The organism is Pantoea graminicola, from assembly GCF_048452665.1.
Classification (GTDB): domain Bacteria; phylum Pseudomonadota; class Gammaproteobacteria; order Enterobacterales; family Enterobacteriaceae; genus Pantoea.
On sequence record NZ_JBLWSJ010000001.1, the window covers coordinates 377,369 to 401,713 of the forward strand.

Annotated in this window: 19 protein-coding genes; 11 read left to right on the forward strand and 8 right to left on the reverse strand. The window is 58.0% G+C overall.

What is annotated here, in order from left to right; genetic code table 11:
• Nucleotides 1-75: 75 nt before the first annotated feature.
• The 3 genes from ACNY69_RS01960 to dld all read right to left on the reverse strand — a co-directional run bounded on the left by ACNY69_RS01960 (nt 76) and on the right by dld (nt 6,150).
• Nucleotides 76-2,727: a beta-N-acetylhexosaminidase gene (locus ACNY69_RS01960; protein ID WP_418797217.1), complete on the reverse strand. Its 2,652-nt coding sequence runs from the start codon at nt 2,725-2,727 to the stop codon at nt 76-78.
• 45 nt (nt 2,728-2,772) lie between these two features.
• Nucleotides 2,773-4,170, reverse strand: a complete 1,398-nt coding sequence (gene chiP / locus ACNY69_RS01965) for a chitoporin ChiP (RefSeq protein WP_111139849.1) — start codon at nt 4,168-4,170, stop codon at nt 2,773-2,775.
• 276 nt (nt 4,171-4,446) lie between these two features.
• Nucleotides 4,447-6,150 (reverse strand): D-lactate dehydrogenase, encoded by a 1,704-nt coding sequence (gene dld, locus ACNY69_RS01970; protein ID WP_111139850.1) that lies wholly within the window; start codon nt 6,148-6,150, stop codon nt 4,447-4,449.
• Between the two features lie 155 nt (nt 6,151-6,305).
• Here dld and bglX point away from each other — a divergent pair, with 155 nt between their 5' ends.
• Together bglX and ACNY69_RS01980 are read left to right on the forward strand one after the other, a co-directional pair.
• Nucleotides 6,306-8,603 (forward strand): beta-glucosidase BglX, encoded by a 2,298-nt coding sequence (bglX, locus tag ACNY69_RS01975; RefSeq protein WP_111139851.1) that lies wholly within the window; start codon nt 6,306-6,308, stop codon nt 8,601-8,603.
• A 97-nt stretch (nt 8,604-8,700) separates the two neighbouring features.
• A complete protein-coding gene (locus ACNY69_RS01980) occupies nt 8,701-9,576 on the forward strand; it encodes an oxygenase MpaB family protein (protein ID WP_293774049.1) in 876 nt (291 codons plus the stop codon).
• A 171-nt stretch (nt 9,577-9,747) separates the two neighbouring features.
• Here the strand turns inward: ACNY69_RS01980 and ACNY69_RS01985 are convergent, their stop codons facing one another.
• From ACNY69_RS01985 to ACNY69_RS01995, 3 genes are all read right to left on the reverse strand, one after another.
• Nucleotides 9,748-10,104 (reverse strand): helix-turn-helix domain-containing protein, encoded by a 357-nt coding sequence (locus ACNY69_RS01985; RefSeq protein ID WP_158527488.1) that lies wholly within the window; start codon nt 10,102-10,104, stop codon nt 9,748-9,750.
• A gap of 729 nt (nt 10,105-10,833) precedes the next feature.
• On the reverse strand, nt 10,834-11,157 hold the full coding sequence (locus ACNY69_RS01990) for a hypothetical protein (RefSeq protein ID WP_111139854.1): 324 nt from the start codon (nt 11,155-11,157) through the stop codon (nt 10,834-10,836).
• 19 nt (nt 11,158-11,176) lie between these two features.
• Nucleotides 11,177-11,686 (reverse strand): hypothetical protein, encoded by a 510-nt coding sequence (locus ACNY69_RS01995; protein ID WP_146240843.1) that lies wholly within the window; start codon nt 11,684-11,686, stop codon nt 11,177-11,179.
• A gap of 886 nt (nt 11,687-12,572) precedes the next feature.
• Between ACNY69_RS01995 and ACNY69_RS02000 the strand changes: the two genes are divergently transcribed.
• The 3 genes from ACNY69_RS02000 to idi all read left to right on the forward strand — a co-directional run bounded on the left by ACNY69_RS02000 (nt 12,573) and on the right by idi (nt 16,456).
• Complete coding sequence (locus ACNY69_RS02000; RefSeq protein WP_293773797.1) at nt 12,573-13,682, forward strand: suppressor of fused domain protein; 1,110 nt, start codon at nt 12,573-12,575, stop codon at nt 13,680-13,682.
• A 189-nt stretch (nt 13,683-13,871) separates the two neighbouring features.
• The gene (locus tag ACNY69_RS02005; protein ID WP_293773799.1) at nt 13,872-15,767 is read left to right on the forward strand and encodes a methyl-accepting chemotaxis protein; all 1,896 of its coding nucleotides are present in this window, start codon (nt 13,872-13,874) and stop codon (nt 15,765-15,767) included.
• Nucleotides 15,768-15,913: 146 nt separating this feature from the next.
• Nucleotides 15,914-16,456: an isopentenyl-diphosphate Delta-isomerase gene (idi, locus tag ACNY69_RS02010; protein WP_111139858.1), complete on the forward strand. Its 543-nt coding sequence runs from the start codon at nt 15,914-15,916 to the stop codon at nt 16,454-16,456.
• Nucleotides 16,457-16,608: 152 nt separating this feature from the next.
• On the opposite strand, the gene ACNY69_RS02015 is transcribed toward idi, so the two are convergent.
• The gene (locus tag ACNY69_RS02015; protein ID WP_418797218.1) at nt 16,609-18,081 is read right to left on the reverse strand and encodes an MFS transporter; all 1,473 of its coding nucleotides are present in this window, start codon (nt 18,079-18,081) and stop codon (nt 16,609-16,611) included.
• A gap of 286 nt (nt 18,082-18,367) precedes the next feature.
• On the opposite strand from ACNY69_RS02015, the gene osmF reads away from it, so the two are divergent.
• From osmF to ACNY69_RS02035, 4 genes are read left to right on the forward strand one after another with little or no spacing between them, the layout of a single operon-like run.
• The gene (gene osmF, locus ACNY69_RS02020) at nt 18,368-19,279 is read left to right on the forward strand and encodes a glycine betaine ABC transporter substrate-binding protein OsmF (RefSeq protein WP_111139859.1); all 912 of its coding nucleotides are present in this window, start codon (nt 18,368-18,370) and stop codon (nt 19,277-19,279) included.
• A 3-nt stretch (nt 19,280-19,282) separates the two neighbouring features.
• Nucleotides 19,283-20,458 carry an ABC transporter permease gene (locus tag ACNY69_RS02025; protein ID WP_418797220.1) on the forward strand — a complete coding sequence of 392 codons (1,176 nt, stop codon included), beginning with the start codon at nt 19,283-19,285 and terminating at the stop codon, nt 20,456-20,458.
• Nucleotides 20,451-21,398 (forward strand): ABC transporter ATP-binding protein, encoded by a 948-nt coding sequence (locus ACNY69_RS02030; RefSeq protein WP_418797221.1) that lies wholly within the window; start codon nt 20,451-20,453, stop codon nt 21,396-21,398. Before ACNY69_RS02025 ends, ACNY69_RS02030 begins: the two co-directional genes overlap by 8 nt.
• Nucleotides 21,386-22,117: an ABC transporter permease gene (locus ACNY69_RS02035; RefSeq protein WP_418797222.1), complete on the forward strand. Its 732-nt coding sequence runs from the start codon at nt 21,386-21,388 to the stop codon at nt 22,115-22,117. Before ACNY69_RS02030 ends, ACNY69_RS02035 begins: the two co-directional genes overlap by 13 nt.
• A 175-nt stretch (nt 22,118-22,292) precedes the next feature.
• Here the strand turns inward: ACNY69_RS02035 and ACNY69_RS02040 are convergent, their stop codons facing one another.
• Nucleotides 22,293-23,027 carry a MerR family transcriptional regulator gene (locus ACNY69_RS02040; RefSeq protein WP_111139863.1) on the reverse strand — a complete coding sequence of 245 codons (735 nt, stop codon included), beginning with the start codon at nt 23,025-23,027 and terminating at the stop codon, nt 22,293-22,295.
• 149 nt (nt 23,028-23,176) lie between these two features.
• Between ACNY69_RS02040 and ACNY69_RS02045 the strand changes: the two genes are divergently transcribed.
• Together ACNY69_RS02045 and ACNY69_RS02050 are read left to right on the forward strand one after the other, a co-directional pair.
• Entirely contained in the window at nt 23,177-23,740 is a 564-nt protein-coding gene (locus ACNY69_RS02045) for a helix-turn-helix domain-containing protein (protein WP_418797223.1), read from the forward strand.
• Nucleotides 23,737-24,255, forward strand: a complete 519-nt coding sequence (locus tag ACNY69_RS02050) for a GNAT family N-acetyltransferase (RefSeq protein ID WP_418797224.1) — start codon at nt 23,737-23,739, stop codon at nt 24,253-24,255. The genes ACNY69_RS02045 and ACNY69_RS02050 overlap by 4 nt, the downstream gene beginning before the upstream one ends.
• Nucleotides 24,256-24,345: the final 90 nt, after the last annotated feature.

A 24,345-nucleotide genomic window follows, 5' to 3' on the forward strand; every position in this document is an offset into this window, starting at 1 on the left:
CAGTAACATGGCCGACGTCTGTCGGCCATGTTATTTTTCAGGCAGAGGCTTCTTAGCCGCCTGCCTCCTGGCTCTCTAGAGCGTTTCGACGCGGCTGCTACGCTGGCCGTCGCGGCTTACCGAACGAACGGATACGCTCCCGCTGACCTGGGGGGGCTGGCGGGCATCGTAACGCTGCCAGTTAACGCCGTTGTCCAGGCTGTACTCCAGCGTCACGCCAGGTAAGGCCACGTTCATCGACAGAATGCCATCGACGATTTTTGCACCCGGCAACGGCAGGCGATAATCGATGCCCGCTTTGTCCAGTTTCATCAGTTCGCGCTGCCCCAGCAGATTGGCAAATCGCTGCCAGTCACGCAGACGTGCCTGCTGATCGACGAGATGCGTACTGCCGCCCGTGTACTCCTGACCCACCTGATAATCCCGCTCCCAGCTGGCCCGATGCCAGCTACGTTCTGCGACCGCAAAAAGGCGAGGGTAGAGCATATATTCCATCTGGGCATCCGTACGCACGGTTTCGCTCCACAGCTGCGCCGAGACCCCATAGGCCCCGCTCCAGGGCTTTACCGATTTGGCGCTGAACGCGTTGCCGTCACGGTCGACAGAAGTTTCCGCATTCTGCGGCAGGTTGTCGGGCGCGAAGCCAAAGATTTTGCGTTCATCGTTGAAGCGGGTGCCCCAGTAGTAGCCGCGCTCAAGCGGATTCACCTCATACGGAAAATCCAGATAGAGGTAATCAGGGCTGGAGATCACCACGTCATAGCCTTTCTGAGACCAGTCACTGGCACTGTCATAACCGCCCCAGTAGAGCGTATCCCAGAAATTGACCGCCACACGCGGCGTTGCAAAGGCGGCGGCATGGCTGACCTCTTTTAAGCCATCCTGCCAGGCCTGCATTTTGCCAATGCCGTGCCGGTTCACGATATCGCTGACGGCCAGGGCAAAATAGCCCGGCAGATGGGCCAGATTTTCCACTTTGCCGCTTTTCACAAGGGCCTGGCAGACCTGTGATTTCTGCCACGGCAGATCTTCGTGACGCTGGTCGCGCAGGCCGGTGCCCGGTTTCGGATCGTTTTTGTCCGAGTAGCCCGCACCCAGCCGGATATTCTTCGCCTCATCCCCGCCAAAATGCCAGACGGTGAGCGGTTGTCCCGCCTCCTGGTGCATGGCCTGGATTTCACCGATCACTTTATCGACGAAACGCTGTGAACTCTCAAGACAGGGATTCAGGTAGCTGGTGCGGTCATAGAACTGAACAGAGGTGGTCTGCGAATCATCGGTCGGGTCCATCAGACGATAGCGTGTGGCCTCTTCAGGTTTGCCCTCTGCCGTCAGCCGCTGGTAGCGGGCTTCCATGGCGATCACGGCGGCGCGGGCATGGGCGGGCATATCAATTTCCGGGATCACCTCAATATGCCGGGCCTGCGCATACTTCACTATCGCGATGTAGTCGTCACGACTGAAATAGCCGCTGCCACTGTTATCGCTGAACGGACCGGAACCGAGCTGCGGCAGCAGACAGCGCTGTTCGGTCAGGTCATGACAGCGTTTTGCACCCACCCCGGTCAGTTCGGGTAAGCCAGGAATGTCAATCCGCCAGCCCTCATCATCACTCAGGTGAAAATGAAAGCGGTTCATCTTCCATGCCGCCATCTGATCCAGCAGCCGCATGACCGCCTGTTTACTGTGAAAATGCCGGGCAACATCCAGCAATGCGCCGCGATAAGCAAAGCGCGGCGCATCGTGCGCTTCCAGGCTGGCAATACGGGGTGCATCTTCACCGGGTATCAGCGAAAACAGTGACATCAGGCCATAGAAAGCACCGGCCGCATCGTAGCCCGTTATGCTGGCACGACGGGGGGTAATATCCAGATCGTAGGCGCCCGATTTCGCCAGCACGCCGCTGAAATGCCCTGGCTTAACCTGCGTTGTGATGGCGAACCCCTCTGGCGACGTTTTCAGCCCGAGCAGCGTCAGGCGCTGTTTTACCGCCTCCACAGTTTCGCTGCTTAGTCCGCTCAGCGACAGCCTGACGCCCCGGCTGAGATCGGCATTCTGCGGGCGCAGTTTCACATCGAGCGGGGTGGGGGTTATTTGACCGCGCAGCGCGGAAGCGGGAAGGGTAACGACATCGTTGTTGCGATCAAAACGGCTGGCAGGCTGCATCAGGATATTGTGATCATCGGCGCTGCGCCGCCAGTGATCGCCCAGCGGCAAGACAAAACGACTGAGATCCTCATGATCGGTGCTGGCAATAATTTTTGGCGTGGCCTCGCCAGCCGTGACATACCAGCGCGGCATGACATCGGTTATGAAAAGCTGCCAGTACTCGTTAACGATGGGGATCTGCACCGATTCGCCCGCGCCGATGCCGGTGAACTTCTCTGTCGGCTCCAGCCGGGTTAAGTCGCCGACCAGATGGGTCATTTTAAACTGCTCGTTGTCGACCCGCAGCGTCTGATGAACGTTGCTCATGTAGATCGCCCAGTGCCGACTGTTCAGCGCGGGGCCATGATTGGTGAGGGTGATCGTGGCGCGGTTACAGGCGGCGTAGTCGGCGCCCAGGGCGGCACAGTCGGTGCCATGCAGGGCGGCCTGGTTGTCAGTGACCTGATAGGTCACGCCAAATTTGCTGATCTGATCCACCACCTGCTGATCGGACGGGCTGGCGTGGCCTGTCGTGGCCACGCCGAGCAGGGTAAACGCGATAAGGCTTAACTTAAACATAGTGATTCATCCTTGCTGCTGAAAAAGGTCCGTGTATGCAGGGCGTCAGAACACCGTAAACGGCGCAATAACCATAAACTTGATGTCCTTTTCGTCCTGGAACATATTGCCGTAACCGCCACTGTAACTGGGCAGGTCGCTGTGATTGTCGTAGCGGGTGTAGTGGAGTCTGAACTGTGTATCCTTCGCGCGGCCCTGCTGAATTTGATAGATCAGATCGAGGTTCCAGGCGGACTCCTTCAGCCGCTGGCTCTGATCAACGGTGGGCAGCGTAGAGGGTCTGGCATCCCAGCCCCAGACATAAGATGTTCCCACTTTCCAGCCAGCCAGCTGCCAGGGAGTGAGATCGAGCATCGCCCCGGCAAAGATCGCTTTCTCGCCATTGGCGTTCCAGTCTGAGCGGGCATCCCACCAGATATCCAGTCGTCCATTCGAGCTGGCATAGGCAGGCGTCATGCGCTGCAGAAAGAAACCCTGATTGCCTTCGGCTTTGACCCAGGTGCCTTCGAGGCGCAGATCAACCGGGCCGACGTTATAACCGAACGTAAGCGCCTGCAGCCAGGCCAGACCATCATAGACATCGCGGACATTCGCTGCCCCACCGGTAACGTGGTCATGTGCACCATAAAACTGATAGCTGGTATTAAGGGCATGGCCGCCCGGTGTGGCTGACCAGGACGCTTTAGCGAAATATTGATCCATATAATCTGCAGCCTGACCAAATGCCCCTTCCAGAACAAGACTATTTTTGAAGTCATATTTCATGCCGAACGAATGCAGGTAGCGAATACCCGTTTTACCATCTGCCTCGCGGAAATCATATAAATCCCGATACCAGGGGGCTTTATATTTGTCGCTCCATATCCAGGAGAGCGATAATTCTCCCGCCGCCTGAAAATCATACCGCGCACCTGTTTCGACGCCCCGATAAGTGCCGGGTAAAAAACTCCAGTGCGACGCAATCAGTGACTGACCGGTTGGCTGAATATAACCGGCACGTAACCAGTAGTCGTGATAGTTTAATTTGAGCGCCGCTTTATAAATGGCGGCGCCGCTGCTGTCGCCATTCCATTTCTCTTCCCAGCGCGTTCGTGCCTTGCTGAAGCCAATTTCGTTGGGTGCTGCGGGGCCGCTGCTGGAGAGCTCTGCGGCACCAAACAGGGCAAAGTCCAGTCCGATCCAGCCGCCGGCATAGCCGGACGTATAGTCGAGATTACTGTTGAGCGAGGCGTGATGCAGATTGGCCCGATATTCCCCGTGTGCATCGCTGGCGGGGTCGGTCTCTTTGCGATCCCGCTGTCGCTGCCAGTAAAAAACATTGCCTTTCAGCGACGCATCTTCAATAAATCCGGAAGCATAAGCCGGTAAAGCATTTATTGCGGTCAGCGCAAGCGTTGCCGCCGTTATTTCCATTAACGCGAGCGCGTAATTAATTTTACGCATCTTTATCCCTCCCTGGAAAAATTCATAATTAACATGCTGTGGCTATTTTCTGTCGGTAATTTATTTTTCGCGGCGCGAATTATCAATTGCGGGGGTGATGTTTTGTGAGGGGTTGCGCAGAACACGATCAGAGAAAATAAAGCAGGTGCAATCTGGGAAGGAAAATTAATTTTTTGATGAAAATTATGGCCATTAACGACGACAATAATAACATCGGAGGAACCCGATGCCCGGACGATCAGCCTGCTCAGAAAAGCAGGCTGACCGGAAACGCAGTTAACCCTGTTTCACCGCCCAGCCTTTCTGTTTGCTGGTTTTGCCGATGCCAGGATTGAAACTGTTGGTCGGATCGAGCTGGCGATAGAAGGCGGCCAGTTGCGGTTTAGCCTGATAGAGATGACCGACGTTGTGTTCAGCGGGATACTCCGCGCCGCGCGCCTGCAGAATCGCCAGCATCTGCGCTTTCAGCGCAGGCACATCGACCCCTTTTCTGACGATATAATCCTGATGGAATACGTGACAGAAGAAGTGACCATAGTAGAGTCGATGGCTGAGCGAGGCGCGGATCGCGTCAGGCAGATTTTCAAACCAGTCAGGGTCATTTCGACGCAGGGCGATATCCAGCGCCAGAATATCCTCCACCTCATCGGCATGCACGGCGTGGTAGCGTACTGCCGCGCCCGCCGCCGCAAATCGATGCAGAAAGGCGTGCGCGCCCTCTTTGCCTTCACACTCAAAGAACTCGCCACCGCCCTCACGGAAGTAGTCACGCAGATAGTTACGCGCTTCCGCCACACCCTCGCCAGACATCTTCAGCATCAGATGGTGTTCATATTTGTCGCGATACTGCTTCATGCGTCTGGGCAGATGGGCCGGGAACATCCTGCTCAGCCGCTGCAGCAGCCGGTCGCTGAAGTGGGGCTTAATGAAGGCGAATTTACTCAGCCAGGCATCGACCCGTCCCTTCAGCGTGAAAAACAGCGGCATTTTGTCGGTGCCCAGCTTGTCGATCATCAGGAAGGTATCTTTTCCGTAAACCTCCGCAATATCGTAGATGTCACGATGCATATATTCGCCAGCCACGGGCAGATGGGTAAAATGGGCCAGTATGTGACGGCGAAGCTCGGTAAGAACGCCGGGATCATTGGTGCCGATGTAGAAGACCTGCTGTTGGGGTTCGCTGGCGAAGGTATCAAGTCGCACGGCAAAGACCGCCAGCTTTCCGGCACAGCCGGACGCCTCGAACAGACGCCGCGCATCCGCGTTGTAGCGGGCGGGCGTGTCGGCATCGACCTCACGCACCCGATCGGCGTAGTCGTGATCGGAGGCGTGACGGCCATCATGCTGAACGTCGCCAGGCTGCCAGCGATCGTCATCCAGCCGCCCCAGAATCTCCTCCGGCGAGCTGCCCAGATCGATGCCGAGATGGTTCACCAGCTTCAGTTTTCCACTGGCGTCAATCTGCGCAAACAGCGCCATTTCGCTGTAGGCCGGACCGCGCTTAATCAGCGAGCCACCGGAGTTGTTGCAGATGCCACCCAGCACCGAGGCGCCGATGCAGGAGGAGCCAATGACCGAATGCGGTTCGCGTCCCAGCGGCTTGAGCGTTTTTTCCAGCTGATAGAGGGTACTGCCGGGGAACGCCAGCACCTGCTGGCCATTGTCGATCAGCTGCAGTTTGTCGAGCCGCAGGGTGCTGATAATCACCAGCGGGCGATCGTAGTCGTTGCCGTGCGGTGTGGAACCTTCGGTGAGGCCGGTGTTCGCCGCCTGCATCAGAATGATAACATCGGCTTTCACCAGCGTTTGCAGCACCCGCCAGAGCTCCAGCAGGGTACCAGGAAACACCACGGCCAGCGCCTCGCCGTCGCCAGAGCGAAAGCCTTTGCGATAACGGGCGGTCTGTTCAGGTTCAGTCAGGAGATGGGCCGGGCCGACGAGGCGGCGCAGATCAGAAAGCAGGGCAGAGGTTGGTATCATGAGCAATTCCCTTGTCTTATCAGTGCGACTTAACTGTAGCACGGCTGCTCACCTGAACGCAGTGTGACAGCAGCAGCTACCTGCTATTCTCATCTTGTGGCACACTGCCGCCTGTTTATTCGATATTGCGCAGTTACTTAAGAGAACCCAACCTGATGAAATGGATTTACTCTGTTAGTCTCGCTGTCTCCCTCGCGATGCAACCCGCACTGGCTGAGACAGTGCCAGGTAACCACCCGATGACCGAACAGGCGCGGGATGCCTTTGTCACTCAACTGCTTAAAAAAATGACGCTGGACGAGAAGATCGGCCAGCTGCGTTTAATCAGTGTCGGACCTGATAATCCGAAAGAAGCCATTCGCGACATGATTCAGAAGAGTCAGGTTGGCGCGATCTTTAATACCGTAACCCGTCAGGATATCCGGGCCATGCAGGATCAGGCGATGCAGCTCAGCCGCCTGAAGATCCCACTCTTTTTCGCTTTCGATGTCATTCACGGTCAGCGCACCATTTTTCCGATCCCGTTAGCCCTGGCCTCCAGCTGGGATCTGGATGCCGTAAAAGAGGTGGGGCGCGTGTCTGCCTATGAGGCGGCCGATGATGGCCTGAACATGACCTGGGCACCGATGGTGGATGTCAGCCGTGAACCGCGCTGGGGCCGTGGCTCCGAAGGCTTCGGTGAGGATACCTGGCTCACCAGCGAAATGGGGCGCAGCATGGTGCAGGCGATGCAGGGTAAGAGCGCCGCCGATCGCTACAGCGTGATGACCAGCGTAAAACACTTCGCCCTCTATGGTGCGGTGGAAGGTGGCCGCGACTACAACACGGTGGATATGAGTCCGCAGCGCATGTTTCAGGACTATCTGCCGCCTTATAAAGCCTCGCTGGATGCGGGCAGCGGCGGGGTAATGGTGGCGCTCAACTCCATCAACGGGGTGCCAGCCACCGCAGATAGCTGGTTACTGAAAGATCTGCTGCGCGATAAGTGGAAGTTCAAAGGCATTACCATCAGCGATCATGGCGCGATTAAAGAGCTGATCAAGCATGGCGTCGCCAGCGATCCGCAGGAAGCGGTGCGGATCGCCCTGAAGTCGGGCGTCGATATGAGCATGAGCGACGAATATTACAGTAAATATCTGCCGGATCTGGTGAAGCGCGGCGACGTCAGCATGGCGGAAATCGATGACGCGGCGCGCCATGTGCTTAACGTCAAATATGACATGGGCCTGTTCAACGATCCTTACAGCCACTTAGGGCCGAAAGAGAGCGACCCGCAGGACACCAACGCGGAAAGCCGCCTGCACCGGGCTGAAGCGCGCGACGTGGCGCGTAAGAGCATCGTGCTGCTGAAAAACCGGCTGGAGACGCTGCCGCTGAAAAAATCGGGCACCATTGCGCTGATCGGCCCACTGGCAGACAGCCAGCGTGACATCATGGGCAGCTGGTCCGCCGCGGGCGTGGCGAAGCAGTCCGTTTCGCTGCTGCAGGGGATGCGCAACGCCACCGAAGGCAAAGCGACGCTGCTCTATGAGAAAGGGGCTAACGTCTCTGACAATAAGGGGATTCAGGATTTCCTGAACCTGTATGAACCGGCGGTGTCGATCGACACCCGTTCACCGCAGCAGATGATCGATGAGGCGGTTGCCAAAGCGAAGCAGGCCGACGTCATCGTGGCTGCCGTGGGCGAAGCGCAGGGCATGGCGCATGAGGCCTCCAGCCGCAGCGATCTGATCATTCCGCCGAATCAGCAGAAGCTGTTAGCCGCGCTGAAAGCCACCGGTAAACCGCTGGTGATTGTGCTGATGAACGGACGCCCACTGTCGATAGTGAATGAGGACCGGATGGCCGATGCCGTGCTGGAAACCTGGTTCAGCGGCACCGAGGGCGGTAACGCCATCGCCGATGTGCTGTTCGGCGACTACAACCCATCGGGCAAGCTGCCGGTCTCCTTCCCGCGTTCGGTGGGTCAGATTCCGATCTATTACAACCATCTGCCAACCGGCCGCCCTTATAACTTTGCGAAGCCGAACAAATATACGTCGCACTACTATGACGCGGTCAATGGCCCGCTCTATCCATTTGGTTACGGCCTGAGCTACACCCGCTTCACCGTGTCACCGGTTAAAATGTCCTCCCCGACGATGGCGCACGACGGCAGCATTGAGGCCAGCGTGACGGTGACCAACAGCGGTCAGCGCGACGGGGCGACGGTGGTGCAGATGTACCTCAACGATCCGGTTGCTTCAATGAGCCGCCCGGTGCAGGAGCTGCGTGGCTTTAAACGCATCATGCTGAAAGCCGGTGAATCACAGACGGTGACCTTTAAGATCGATGTCGATGCGCTGAAGTTCTGGAATCAGCAGATGCAGCACGTTGCAGAACCCGGCCGGTTTAACGTGATGATTGGGCTCGACTCCGTTCGTACCCAGAATGGGCAGTTCAACTATCTCTAACCGTCAGCCCTTTCCCTGAATCCGGGGAGAGGGGGATGCGGCGTGTTGTCAGCGTCCTGCTGCCGCGCGCCGCATCCTATCCACTATCAGAGCCACCATTATGAATCTGCGTGACCGCATTCAGCAGCAGGTCTTCCGCCTTAATGGCCTGTCGATGAATGAATTTGACCTTTCTCAGCCGCCTGGCGATCCCGGCCTGTTTGGCCCGGACAGCGTGATCTGGCGCGTCCACGGCGATTTCACCGCCATGATGTGCGGGGGGATCAGCGCGCTGCTGCTGCAGATGCTGCATCCGGCGGCGCTGGCGGGCGTCTGGGATCACTCCAACTTCCGCGAAGATATGATGGGCCGTCTGCGCCGCACCAGTCAGTTTATTGCGGTGACGACCTACGGTAACCAACAGGATGCGCAGACGCTGATCGCGCGGGTAAAACGCATCCACCTTAAAGTCAGCGGCGTGGACAGTATGGGGAAGCCCTATGCGGCCAGCGATCCCCATCTGCTGACCTGGGTTCATGTCGCGGAGACCAGCCGTTTTCTGGCGGCCCATCTGCGCTATAAAAATCCGCACCTCACCCGTGCTGAGCAGGATCGCTATTATCAGGAAGCGGCGCTGATTGCCGAAGCCCTGGGAGCGGAGCGGGTGCCCAAAAGCGTCGTCGATGTGGCGGACTATCTGCAACAGATGCGGCCTGAGCTGCGCTTTGACGAGCGCACCGCAGAAGTCACGCGGCTGCTGATGAACGCTCCTGCGCCGAGCTGGCAGGCGAAACCGGTGATGAAAATCATGCTGAAGTCAGGTTTCGGGCTGATGCCCGCCTGGGCGCAGGCGATGTCCGGACGCGAGATCGGTCGTCTGCAGCAGACGCTCATCGATCAGAAGATTAATGCGATCGCGGTGGGATTGCGCTGGTCGATTCAGCGCGGGGCCTGGTATCGCGCGATGGTGAGGATGGGGCGCAACCCTGCATAGCCGAGCCGGGCATCCGGCGTGTCAGATGACGGCCTCTCTCCGGCGCGCGATGCGTGACCGCATCACCCTGCGCCGATGCGGATCGGCGCCTGAGCGGCGACATGGCGGGGACGTATCGCCCTGCCAGTGCTGCGCAGGGCGATCAGGCCATAGTGTAATCCCGTCAGGGCTTTAGCGGCGTGTTTCCATGGCCGTTTCTTCCCCGTTCTGCCCGGCGCTTAGCCGACAGAGCATTTCGCTGAGCGGCAGGGCGAGCGCATAAAAACCGATCAGGCTCTTACAGCCGGACTTCATCAGAATATTGTAGAGATGCGCATAGACCGTCTTCACATGTATTCGGAGCGTCAGGGCGATTTTCCGGGTGCTCATCCCGGACAGCCGCAGGGTCAGGATTTCACTCTCCCGTAAGGTCAGCGGTTTACAGGCACAGGGTGGCTGAGGCAGCGAATCTGCGGCAAATAATCGGCTGATCTCGCCCGGCGTGCTTTTCCTCTCCAGTTTAAAACAGCCCTCGCAGATTAAATCCATGATGTTTTTCTGTCCCGGACAGGAGATGATAAATCCGGCATCGGGAGGATAGTTACCGGGCCAGGCCAGCGAGGATGATTCAACACGGCCGGACCTGCACCATGAAACAAGGTCGATTAGCACGGTGCCTGTAAAAACCAGGCCCGCGGCATACTGTTCAGTGGTCACCTGCTGACACGCTATCCCTTCCCGTTCTGCGAGTGCAGTAAAACCCGAAGTAAAATAGATGTCATCGCAAATCAGCATGATTTTTTTTTAACGGATTGACGTTCTTCATAGGTTTCTCCTTATCGCGCCGGCATTGACGCTGTTTTCAACGCTAAAACGGAGAATCTCTGAAATCGAGCAGGTTATTATTAAGTTAAATTAAATTTTATCGCAGATAAAATGCACGGATTCTGTTTGTTCTGGTGAGGAATGATTAATTAACTTAAATTCTATTGAACGGATTTTTTTGCTGAGGAAATTCAACGGCTATCAGCAGGATCAATAAATACACGCTTTTTAAACAGTTATTTTTTCCAGGCTGGCATACGTGTCAGCTTATTCGGCCGCACGTCAGAGGCCGCAGATTTCAGGTTTACCGCCGGGAGGATGCGCGACCGGCCGACAAAAAAGATGCCGGAGATTTAAGAAACCTTGAGCTGGAGAGTCGTGCCGACGCGCGCTGAACAGCCGCGGAATCTTTTCAGAAAGTTATCCGGCAGGCCGGGGAATTACCAGACACACTCAGAGCGCGCCCTGAACTTTTCTTAACGCATAATCTCTGTATATCCTCGAGCGGTATCTCGCGTGACGTATGATCGACAGATAACCGGGATCGCAGGTGATCACAATCAGCTTCCTGAGTTCAGCCTCCATCTTTGTCCAGATATAAAGGCTGAGAGGGGAGGAGATATTTATCGTTTTCCGGAGTTTTTTCAGCAGCAGATCGATCTCTTTCTTTCCGGCACCGACATCAGCACCCTGCTGATGGGCCAGGGCAATCTTTTTAACAGAGAGGATATAATCGCAGGCTAACGCTTTCGCACTGCCGGGATAGAGTTCATTCATTTATTCAGTCTTCCGCCTCTCAGATAAAAAGCGCGTTGATTCTTTTCAATCCCATTTTTTGCAGGGCACTTGAACGGTGGTAATAAAACACCTTTTTTCGCGTTCTTTCCGTCTGTCTGCACAGGCTTTTTTCGCTCAGCGTCAGCGTCAGCGCGCGATATTCGCCCGGTGTAATGGAGGTGACCTCTTTCAGATGAGTGATAGAGGTTGTAAAGCCGGCCGAAGCGCGCTCCTCTGACTGGTTCTCATCCCGGCTTAAAATCGAAACCTTGCCGGGATGGGCATTCAGATAATAGAGCGCCAGCGGCATAAATTTTTCGCAGGTCAGGATAAACACTCTGTAGTAAGGGGTGTTTTCAATCACTCTGTTGACGATGATTTCACTGATGCTGTTTTTATTCAGCAATAAAAAAAGAGACTCCTCTAACCGGTTTTTCCGGACGGGAAGGCTATTCAGGTAAGAGCGGATGCCCTCTTCGAGAAAACTGTTTTCAGGCGGGTAAGCGTGAATTGTCATGTAAGGCTCCATGCCAGCGGGAGAGTGATTAAATTAAACAGGCCTTCCTGTCAGTATCCACCATAGGTTCATCGATTCTGGTTGTAAATAAAATCGCCATTACTTTTTATTTAATTTTTTTAAATAAAATTTTCCGATAAATTTATCTTTCTCATCGTGGGGCTGAGCGTCTGTGATGGTTGAAAATAAAACCTGGTTGGTTTTTAACTCTCTGATTTTGTTGTTTTTATAATGATGTGGCTCCGCTGGGGGCCGTGGCCTTTGCCATCACGGTTATCGTTTATCTCTCCGGGGTAGCGCTCTGCTTTTCTTAAAGGCTGCGTGCTTTTTTAACGAAAATAAAATCACGACGATCAATATCAGAATGAATAATAAAAGCATTGCGGTTCCTTTTTATTTAATGGGTGGGGCCATTATAGGAACCTGCTTTCCGAAGTCTCCTGGTAATTGTCTGTGTTTGGACGCAGGCGATAAAAAAATGCACGCCTGAATTTTTGTGAATATTTCCGTTTTAAAAAGCAGCTCGCGTGATCCCGATAAATAAAGGCCCGAGGTCAGGGACAGCCAGACCCGTCTCTTGATCCTCATTCTTTTTCTGATGATGTCAGCATTCGTTTCCTGCGTCATTACACCTGCGGCGATCAATAAATGCTGCTCTGCTTTTGATCATCGTCTGAATAGGGGTGAGGATGTACTGATGATTTTCAATCACAGAGGGTTGCCGTTTCGTCGCGCAGGGGCAGAACATCGGAGAACGCGGCTTTGGCCGGGCCGATCCCCGTGGGTTACCCCTAACCGCCCACACTTTGAGATTTTTACCCTTGTCTCAGATAGCGCCAGCCAGGATCCTGCTCTAATCTCGGGGAAAATGGATTCCTCCAGGCTTTGTCGAGGCACTATGACGTACAAATCCCTGATTGCTGAAGTCCACAATCAGCAGCGCACCCTGACCGCTATCGTTGAGCAGGATGCGCGCACCGCCTATTTCTATATCTGGCCAACCGACCTGTTCCGCAGTCAGTATGCGGTGCGGGGCTGCTGGCTGCGCAATCTGCTGCCGGCGCCGGCGCAGGAAGATCGTGAGGCGATGGAGCAGGGCATTGCGCCGCTGCTCAGCGCCGAATATTGCCGTAATCTGGAAGCGGAACCCGAGCTGGACCCGGCCGGTCTGCAGGTGCTGTGGGAGCCCAGCGATGATGGTGCGGCGCTGTGGTATTACGGCCAGCTACTGGCGGTGATCCCAGGCTGGAGCCTCTACCAGGAGAAGCAGGTGAGCTTCTCCGCAGGCTGCATTAAAAAGAATCGCCTCACGGCGCCGCTGGGTTCGGCCTCCACCAATGACTACTACGCCCGTGCGGAACATCAGCGCCAGTTCTGGCGCGAGTGGCACGACGGCAGCGAGTGGGACAGGGTCCAGCAGGATCTGATGGCCTGCTATCAGGCCCGATTCGGCGAGTCGGTGAAGTATTACGCGATCGACCAGGGGAGCTGGCCACCGATGGCGATCTCCCAGCACTGGCATCAGGGCGTCTGGTATTTCCTGACGATCGGCATGAGCATCCGCCCCATGCCACAGGTCGACTTTCTGTTTGATGAGCTGGCCCCGCAGTATCGTCGCATCGAGCTGGGCATGGCGGTGGACGGCGAGGTTATGACCGAAAGCAACGCGGTGCAGATGGCGAGTGCGCTGGCGGAGTTTGTGCATCTGCCGTGGGCACGGCTGACATGGCTTGGCGAGGGTCACACGCTGGCATCGGAAGTGGCGCCCGTTGGCTTTGAAAGCTTCCTGCTGGCGAATGAACTGGCCAGCGAACAGGCGCAGTTTGCCCTGCCCAAGCGCGAGGGTGATCGACCCACCTTACTCTGGACCACGCCGATTACGGAAGCGGAACGGCAGTTTGCGCAGGCCGACGAGCATGGTGGTCAGAAGTTACGGGAACGGTTAACCGCCGAGGGCAGTAATCATATTTTCCGCCCGCGCCATCAGGTCGTCAATCCGGAAGAGTAGGCCGGTTATTGCGCGACGTTTCACCTTACCCCTGCGCCTGCCAGGTGGTGATAGTCGCGCAATGAAATTAAATCCTCATGCAGATCAATTGTTTCTCAAATATGTGATCCCGCTCATCTCAAGTTCCTCTTTAACAAGCCGTTAACCCGGATCAGGCAATCGCGCCACACCAGGTTCAGGGGAACATAGATGTTTAAAACAACACAATCCCGCTTTACCGCAACAATGATCGCATTCTTTGTTGCGCTTTTACTCGTTACAGTTTGGGTCATCAATCAGTTCGTCGCGCCGCAGCTGGTCGACAGCGAAAGCCGTCTGGTTCGCTATCAGGTTGATTCGCTCGCCTCCGGCATCGTCGAACAGATGAACCGCGTTCAGGCGCAGCAAAGGGCCATCACCGAAGCTGCAGCGGTGATGGACAGCGCCACTATCGATACCCTGTTACCGACGCTGGTAAACCAGTATCAGGACAGCAACGTGTTTGGTGGCGGTATCTGGCCACTGCCGAATCGTCGCGATCCGGCTAAAGAGAAAGACAGCAGCTTCTTTGCCCGTAATGCCAGCAACGAACTGCAGGTTAACACCTACTGGAACTCCGATGCCGCCGACAAATACTGGGAACAACCCTGGTATAAAGATGGTCTGGCAGCGGCCAAAGGGCAGTGCGCCTGGGCTAAAGCCTATCAGGATGCCGCCAGCCCGCAGCCCCGCACCAACTGCGCTATGGCCATTTACCGCAATGGCTCAGCATGGGGTGTGGCAACCATCGACGTGACCCTGGGTTTCTTTAACCAGCTGGCGAAACAGATGGGCGAAACGATTCATGGCAACGTGCTGATCGTTGAGGCGGATGGCAAAGTCGTGGGTAACGGCGCGCTGGTGAATGCTGCACCGAAGCTGGAAAATCTGGCTGACGTGCAGATGCCTATGGCGGCCCCACTGAAAGCCCTGCTGAATGGCGTTGGCAGCCAGCCGCTGGAAACCACCTTTGACAGCAGCGAAGGCGAGCAGACGCTGTTTGTACAGGCTATCCCTGGCAGCCCCTGGTATCTCGCCAGTAGTCTGCCGACCAGCCTGCTGAAAGCGCAGTCGCACAACATGCTGACCCGCCTGGGACTGGTGCAGATCCCGCTGGCGGTGATCCTGCTGCTGGTATCACTGGGCTTTGTCCGGGCGATGATGAAACGTCTTGGCGTGCTGAATCGCAATATTGAAGCACTCTCGACCGGCGGGGCCGATCTGACCCAGCGTCTGCCCGCCAGCAACAGCCCGGAATTTAACGCCGTGGCGCAGAGTTTTAACCAGTTCATCAGCTACCTGCAGGGGCTGATGCAGCAGGTGGGTGACAGCGCACTGGCGATCACTGCGGCTTCGCGTGAGATAGCCAGCGGCAACGCTAATCTCTCCTCCCGTACGGAAGATCAGGCCAGTTCGATTGTAGAAACGGCCGCCTCAATGGAGCAGCTGACCGGCACCGTGCGTCAGAACGCCGACAACGCGACTCACGCTAACCAGCTGGCAGGCGATGCCTCACAGGTGGCGGCGCGTGGCACCGAAGTGGTTCGTCAGGTCGTCAGCACGATGGGTGAAATTCATCACTCGTCACGCAAAGTGGTCGATATCATCAGCGTCATCGACAGCATCGCGTTCCAGACCAACATCCTGGCCCTGAACGCTGCGGTTGAAGCCGCCCGGGCCGGTGAACAGGGGCGCGGTTTTGCCGTCGTGGCATCGGAAGTGCGCAACCTGGCGCAGCGCTCAGCCAATTCGGCGCGTGAGATTAAAAAGTTAATCGAGGAATCGGTGGCCAACATCGACACCGGCAGCGCGCTGGTTGAGCAGGCGGGGCAGACCATGGATGAGCTGATGCAGGGCGTGAGCAGCGTCACGACGCTGATGAGCGAAATCATGTCCGCCAGCCGTGAGCAGAGCATGGGTATCGAACAGGTTAACGTGGCGATTACGCAGCTTGATGGCACCACCCAGCAGAACGCCGTGCTGGTGGAGCAGGTTTCCGCCGCGGCGCAGGCGATGGAAGCGCAGAGCACTCAGCTGGAGCGGGTCGTTCAGAGTTTCCGGTTGTAATCCCTCTTCAGGCCAGCCTCGCTGGCCTGATTTTCTCTCTGCTTCATCTGCTTACCATCGTCCGACCCAGGCAAAAAATCCTCTGCAGAGCGCCCAAACCGCTAATCTTGTGCCAGAATAGATGGGATTAATCTCAAGGAAACGCCATGTCTGCTATTGAAGTTATCCTCGTTGACCACCTCGATCGTCCCACCGGCAAAATGGAAAAGCTGGAAGTGCATGAAAAAGGATTACTGCACCGTGCGGTGACGGTCTACGTCTTCAATTCCCGGCAGGAGCTCCTGCTGCAGCGGCGCGCCAGTGATAAATATCACTGTGGCGGGCTATGGAGTAATACCTGCTGCGGCCATCCCTATCCGCATGAGTCGACCCGTGACGCCGCCGAGCGCCGTCTGCGGGAGGAGATGGGGATGGTGCTGACGCTGACGCCGGTATTTGAACTGAGCTACAACCTGAAGCTGAGCAATGGCCTGACCGAACATGAATATGGTCACGTCTTTTTTGCCGTCTGCGACAGCCTGCCTGAGCTGAATCCGCAGGAGGCGGATGCCTGGGACTATCGCCCGATGGCGCTGATTGAGCAGCAGATGCAGCAGCAGCCACAGCAGTTTACGCCGTGGTTTATCCATACGTTTCCGCGCATCCCGGACTATCTGGCGCAGTTTCCTTTTCCGGCCGTGACGGCATAAAAAAACCGCACTGCGGTGCGGTTTCTCTGTCTGCGCGGGATCCTGCTTTCTCCGCGACGTTGCCATCCCTGGCCCGCGACGCTTAACAACGTACCGGGATGCCCCTCACGTTAAAGCCGCTAAGTGTCCTGACTGCCTTTCCGCCCTGACCATCACAACGGCCTGAAATCTTCCGCATCCACATCGTAGCCCGAGGGTTCCCAGCGGATCGCCAGCAGGGCCAGCAGACCGGCCAGCGGTGCCAGGAAGATCACCCAGAAGACGCCGGTGCCGAGCGCCGCAACCAGCACGGGAAACAGAAACAGTGAAACGGTCGAACTGCCGCGCATCAGCGTCTGATTGAAGCCGACGCCCACGCCGCGCAGCGAGGTCGGGTAGCTCAGCGAAGCAAAGGTCATGGTGTGTGACCCCGGTCCGAATCCCTGACCAAACAGGAACAGCGCCAGCATCGCGATAGCCAGCGCCGCCTCCTGTCCCCCTTCCGGGCGGCCAATCAGCGCCAGCCCGAGCAGCGCCACACACTGACAGCCATAACCTGCCACCGACATTTTCCACGCCCCCAGGCGCGGCACCAGCCGCACGGCCAGAATGCCGCCGACAAAGGCAAACAGCAGGTTCAGCGCCAGCGAGACCAGAATTGTGGTCAGCATCGACTGCGCAAGGAAACTGGAGATGATCACCGGCAGGCCAAAAGCGACGGCGTTATAGGCAAACGAGGAGGCGACAGAGGTGATGGTCGCCAGCAGTGTCCGGCGGCGATAAACCCCCTTCAGGAGCGCGCCATAGTTGCGCCAGCCTGCCTTGCGCACCGGCGTAGCAGGCGTCAGCCCGGCGTCGGTGGCCACCTGCGCGTTGATGTTCCAGGCACTGCGCAGAATCGCCGCCGCGCCGTTCAGGTCGCCCTGGTTCGCGGCCCAGACCGGCGATTCGCTCATGTAACGGCTGCGGATGGCGATGATGATAATCGCCGGGACGGCACCAAACCCCAGGATCAGCCGCCAGAGCCAGTCGGTGTGGCTTTCCGGCAGCACGGCATAGAGCAGCAGCACCAGCAGGTAGGAGATGCTGATCGCCGCATACCAGGTGGGACACCACATCGCCACGCTGGCCGCTTTGTTCCCCTTGCCGCGCAGTCTTGAAAACTCCGCCAGAAAGGCCATCGCCACCGGCAGATCGATGCCGACGCCCAGCCCCATGACAAAACGCGCAGCCGCCAGCACATACTCGTTGGGCGCGAACGCACAGGCGAAAGCCGCCACGACAAAAAAGAACATATCGGTCATAAACACCCGATAACGGCCAATTTTATCCGTGAGATAGCCGCCGATCAGGGCGCCGATGATGGCGCCGAAGGTAATGGCCGAGGCGACCATGCCGGTGCCGGAGGGCGTCAGGTTAAATTCGCGCGTAATGTCTTTCATGCCAAAGGCCAGCGCACCCAGGTCGTAGGCATCGAGAAACACGCCCCCCAGCGCAATCGCGATAACGATACGGGCGTTATTACGGGCGCTGTCGCCGCTGTTCACCAAACGGGAGACATCTGCTGCATTGCGGATCCACTGCGTTTCACCCGCAGGCGCACGGCCTGCCGTCGCCACATGGGCGGAAGAGATCAGGTCTGACATGATGTTCTGCATCTTTGATTATTTATACCAGGTCTGGAAGGATAGCCATTCAGACGTCCAGAAGTAAATTCATTTCAGCTATATGAAATAAGATTCTCATCTCAGAATGCTGTTCTGCTTCGAGAAAGTCCGCCGCATCACCCACAGGCCAGGCTACGCTTTTAAGGCAGAAACTCTCCGCTGCCGGGTCTGTCAGCCTGCGGCTGCGCGGCAGAAGAGCAGCCTGAACGCATAACGCCCTGCGCGGCGCAAAAACGACACACGAAAACGCGATAAGGAAAAGATCATGATCAGAACCCGGGGCTGGATCGGCGTCAGCGCTTTGCTGCTCAGTATGGGAATGGCACAGGCGGCAGATCCTGTGCGGGTCGGCTCAAAAATTGATACCGAAGGGTCGCTGCTGGGCAATGTGATCCTGCAGGTGCTGGAAAAGCATGGGGTCAAAACCGTCAATAAAATCCAGCTCGGTTCGACACAGGTGGTACGCGGTGCCATAACGGCGGGCGAACTTGATATCTATCCGGAATATACCGGCAACGGCGCCTTCTTCTTCAACGACGAGAAAGACAGCGCCTGGAAGAGTGCTACCGCCGGCTACGAGAAAGTGAAGAAGCTCGATGCAGAGAAGAATCACCTGGTGTGGCTGACCCCGGCACCGGCCAATAACACCTGGACCATCGCCGTGCGCAAAGAACTGGCGGAAAAAAATCAGCTCTCCTCGCTGGCCGATCTCAGTGCCTGGCTGAAAAAAGGTGGCACCTTTAAGCTGGCGGCGTCGGCAGAATTTATTGAGCGCAGTGATGCTCTACCCGCCTTTGAAAAAGCGTACGGCTTTAACCTGAAACAGGATCAGCTGCTGTCGCTGGCGGGCGGTGACACCGCAGTCACCATCAGCGCGGCGGCGCAGCAGACATCCGGGGTCAATGCGGCGATGGCCTATGGGACAGACGGGCCGGTAGCGGCGCTGGGCCTGCAGACGCTCAGCGATCCCAAAGGCGTTCAGCCGATCTATGCGCCGACGCCGGTTATCCGTGAATCGGTGCTGAAAGCCTATCCCGGCATTGAGGGGTGGCTGAAGCCGGTGTTCAGCGCGCTGGATGAGAAGACGCTGCAACAGCTCAACGCGAAAATCGCGGTCGACGGCCAGGATGCCAGCAGCGTTGCGACTGAGTGGCTGCAGCAGCAGAAGATCCTGTAACCGATGCCGATAGCGCGGGAAGCGATACGCCGTCCGGTGCAGCAGCCGGTGGCCTGGCTGCTGCTGACCCTGCTGAGTCTGGCGCTGATCGTGCTGCCGTTTCTCAACGTTGCCCCGAACCGGCTGGTGGCGGGCGAACCGCTGAGGCTCTGGCAGATCAGCCGCTTCGGGCTACTGCTGTTGCCGCTGGCGGCGCTCTGGCTGCTGCTGTGGCGTCGGCCCGGTCGCAGTACGCTGATGCTGGCGCTGCTGGCCGCAGAGGTGATGCTGGCACTCCTTATCTGGCTGGGCGGTCATCAGGCCACGCTGCTCAGTCAGCAGGGCAGTCGCCTGGCGCGCACCAGCTTCGCCAGCGGCCTGTGGTGCAGCGCCGCCACGCTATTGCTGCTGATCACCGATCTGGTGCGGCAATTAACCCGTCACCGGCTGGCTCAGCTGCTGCTTAATCTGCAGGTCTGGCTGCTGCCGCTGCTGTTGCTGTTCAGCGGTCAGCTGGCCGATCTCTCTTTGCTCAGGGAGTACACCAATCGCCAGGCCGTGTTTGATGCGGCCCTCAGCCGCCATCTCACTCTGCTGGCGGGTACGGTGCTGCCTGCGCTGCTGATCGCGCTGCCGCTGGGCGTGGCGCTGTTCCGGCGTCCGGGCTGGCAGGGCAGCGTGTTTGGCGTCCTGAATGTGATTCAGACGGTGCCCTCAGTTGCGCTGTTTGGCCTGCTGATCGCGCCACTGGCCGGACTGGCTCAGCACTTTCCCTGGCTGGGCGCGTGGGGCATCAGTGGCATCGGCATGGCTCCGGCGCTGATCGCGCTGGTGCTCTACGCGCTGTTGCCGCTGGTGCGCAGCGTGGTTGTCGGCCTGCAGCAGGTGCCGCAGCAGGTGCGCGAGAGCGCGCGTGGCATGGGGATGAGCGGCTGGCAGCAGTTCCGTGCGGTGGATGTACCGCTGGCGCTGCCGGTCTGGCTGGCGGGGCTGCGGGTAGTGGTAGTGCAGACGCTGGGGATGGCCGTGGTGGCGGCGCTGATTGGCGCAGGCGGCTTCGGTGCGATTATTTTTCAGGGGCTGCTAAGCAGTGCGCTGGATCTGGTGCTGCTGGGCGTAATCCCTGTGATTGCGCTGGCGGTGACAGTCGATGCGCTGTTCCGCCTGCTGATCTCACTGCTGGAGAGAAGAGATGATTGAATTCAGGGGCGTATCACGCGCGTTTAACGGCAAAGCGGCGGTGAAAGATCTGACATTGCAGGTGGCCGCCGGTGAGTTCTGCGTACTGCTCGGCACCTCCGGCTCCGGCAAATCGACCACCCTGAAGATGATTAACCGGCTGGTGGAGTTTGACAGCGGAGATATCCGCTTTGCCGGTGAGTCGATTCGCCAGCTGGATGCCCGCGCGCTGCGTCGCCGCATGGGCTACGCCATCCAGTCGACCGGCCTGTTTCCGCACTGGACGGTGCGGAAGAATATCGCCACGGTGCCGGTTCTGCTGGGCTGGCCGGCTGCGCAGATCAATGCGCGCATCGCGACGCTGCTGGGCCTGCTGAACCTGGACACACAACTGCTCGACCGCTATCCGCATCAGCTCTCCGGCGGACAGCAGCAGCGGGTTGGGGTAGCGCGTGCGCTGGCGGCGGACCCGGAAGTCCTGCTGATGGATGAGCCGTTCGGGGCGCTCGACCCGGTCACCCGCGGCATGCTGCAACAGGAGATGCTGCGCATTCACCGGCTTTCGGGCCGCACGATTGTGCTGGTGACCCATGATATCGACGAAGCGCTGACGCTGGCTGATCGCCTGGTGCTGATGGATAACGGCGAGATCGTTCAGCAGGGCAGGCCGGTGGAGCTGCTGACGCAGCCCATAAATGCGTTTGTGCGTGACTTCTTTGGCCGCAGCGAAATCGGGGTGCGGCTGCTGTCGCTGGAGCAGGTCAGCCAGGCTGTGCGTCACGGGGAGTGGCTGGCGGGCGAACCGATTGCGGCCGGGCTGACGCTGCGGGAGGCCCTTTCACAGTTTATCGCCCGGCGAACCGACCAGCTGCCGGTGGTCGACGCGCAGCAGCAACCGCTGGGCGTTCTCCACTTCAGCGATCTGCTGCAACGGCACGGGGCAGCCCCATGCGCAGGTTAAGGGATCCGCTGCTGTGGCTGGTGCTGCTCTATGTCGCGCTGCTGAGCCTGATGCCCTGGAGCGGGCCGCTGTTTCACCGCTGGTTTCCCGATCTGGCGCGGCCGCTCTATCAGCAGGAGAGCTTCTGGCAGCTCACCCTGGCGCATCTGTTTCTGGTGATCGCCGCCAGCCTGCTGGCGATCGTGACTGGCGTCGGCAGCGGCGTACTGGTGACGCGACGGGCAGGGCGCGCCTTCCGGCCGCTGACAGAGACGATTGTGGCCGCCGGACAGACGATTCCGCCGGTGGCGGTGCTGGCGATTGCGGTACCGGTGATGGGCTTTGGCGCGTGGCCTGCGGTGGTGGCACTGCTGCTCTATGGCCTGCTGCCGATTTTACAGGGCACGCTGGCGGGCATCGACAGTGTGCCGGAGAGCAGCCGGGAGATCGCAACCGGGGTCGGGATGAGTGCCTGGCAGCGGTTGTGGCAGGTTGAACTGGCGCTGGCTGCGCCGGTGATCATCGCCGGTATACGCACGTCGGTGATCATTAACATCGGAACCGCGGCCATCGCCTCGACGGTGGGGGCCAAAAGTCTCGGCTCACCGGTGATTATCGGGTTAAGCGGGTTTAACACGGCCTACGTGATTCAGGGGGCGCTGCTGGTGGCGCTGCTGGCTATCGTCAGCGATCGTCTGTTTGAACGCCTGCAACGCTGGCTTAGCGTGAGTGAACGATAAGGGAGTATCCCACCAGCATCAGACCGCTGGTGCCGCCGACGGCCATGATAAAAAAGAGCGTGGCGAAAAAGGCTTTTTTGACATTCATGGTTAAAACCTGAGCTTGTGAACAGTGAGGCGGGGATAATAGCGCGCGCAAGGCAGCAGGCAAAGCGCCCGGCGTGCGTTTTTGTTATCAGGCAGGTTCGTGCAGACGTACAGCGTAACCCTGTTCCTGCCAGTGTGTCAGCTGTTCCTGCTGGCGTCGGGTCAGTTTTTTACCGGTAAAGACAAACATATTCATGCCAGGAAAGAGTTCAGGACGCGGCACATCCAGCGGTTCAGCCAGCACATCAATCCGCCAGCCGTGCTGGGAGAGACGCCACCCTTCCAGCCAGATACGGGTCCGATCTTCGATACCCCAGCCGATTATCAGCGCATCTTTGCCTGACTTTTTGCGGCTGCCGGTCAGGCAGAAGGCCACATAGTCAATCAGTAACCCATCCAGCAGACTGCACATGGTGCGGGCGGTGTTCTGGTCCAGACTCAGCTTCTGGCGCACCGGCATAAAAACGTGGTCGATCAGCGCATCAATCGGATGTTCGCGGCCAATCGCGGCAATTTTGTTACGAAGTTTAGCGGGCCTGACGTGACGCAGGACGCTGATGAGCTCATCCTGTAATGTCGTCCAGCCATCATGCGCATCCACATCGCCACCTTCCAGCAGTGCCTTGACCTTGCCGACGGGCACGCCGCTTTCAATCCAGCGCATGATCTCTTCAATGCGCTGAACATCTTCTTCATCAAACTGACGATGTCCGCCTTCGGTGCGCTGCGGCTTCAGTAAGCCATAACGACGCTGCCAGGCGCGTAAGGTGACTGGGTTTATGCCACAGCGCTCGGCGACGTCACCGATACTGTATAAGGTCATAAAATCCTCTTTCGATTGGTCTGAGTGCAATTACCATAACGAAGCAATTTAAGTTGTACAATACATTTCGCTATGTACAACTTGACTGATACGGCATTTCCAGGCTACATCTCAAATATGAGAATATTTCCCACCTATGAGAATAACCCATGTCGGAGCTGAATACTGAGCAGCGACTGGCGGTGAGGCTGTCAGAATTACGACTGCAACGCGGCTGGTCATTAGATGAACTTTCTGTCGCCACGGGCATCAGCCGCGCGTCATTATCGCGTATTGAGCGAAGCGAGACCAGCCCCACGGCGGCACTGCTTAACCGGCTGTGTGCGGCTTATGGACTCACGATGTCGCGTCTGCTGAGTGAAGTCGAGGAGGAGTCCACTCTGCTGGTCAGAGCGGAACAGCAGCCGGTGTGGCAGGATGCCGCCAGCGGATTTGTCCGCCGCGATGTTTCACCGCCTGCCCTCTATTTTAGATGCGAACTGGTAGAGGGCAAGTTACGGCCCGGCGCGCGGATCGATTATGACACGCCGCCCGTTCAGGGACTGGAGCAGCATATCTGGCTGCGCGAGGGCGGCCTGACCATCTCGATGGGGCTGCAGCAGTGGACGCTGCAGCCCGGTGACTGCCTGCGGTTTCACCTGACGGGAAAATCCGCCTTTGAGGCGCACCTCACCGACGGGGCTCGTTATCTGCTGGTGGTGGCCAGACCATGATCGATTACACCCGCTTCAGCGCCACGCAGGCGCAGCAGCAGCTCAGTGACCTCAGTGCGCTCCTGCAGGCGTGCGTGGCGGAGGGTGCCAGCGTGGGGTTTACGGATGCCGCCGACCAGGAGGCGATCAGACACTTCTGGCAGCAGCGCATCCCCGCCCTGGCCGCCGGAGAGAGTCAGCTATTCGTCGCCCGTCAGCAGGAGACGCTCCTGGGCACGGTGATGATAAACCACAGTGCCATGCCGAATGGCCGCCACCGGGCGGAGATCGGCAAACTGCTGGTGCACCCGCAGGCGCGCCGTCAGGGCATTGCCCGGGCGCTGATGCAGCGTGCCGAACAGCAGGCGCGCGCAGAGGGCAAAACGCTGCTGGTGCTCGACACCCGCAGCGGCGATGTGGCCAGCGATCTCTATCGCTCGCTGGGCTGGCAGGTGGCGGGATCGATTCCGTTTTATGCGGAATCCACCGCGGGTGTGCTGGACGCTACTACCCTGATGTATAAAGTACTGACATAGCACGGCGGGAGCGCGCTGCGGCTCCCTGACTTCCGCTGAAATTTCCGACAGCGCACGAAAAATCCGGCCCGAAAGCTGACGCCGCCAGGA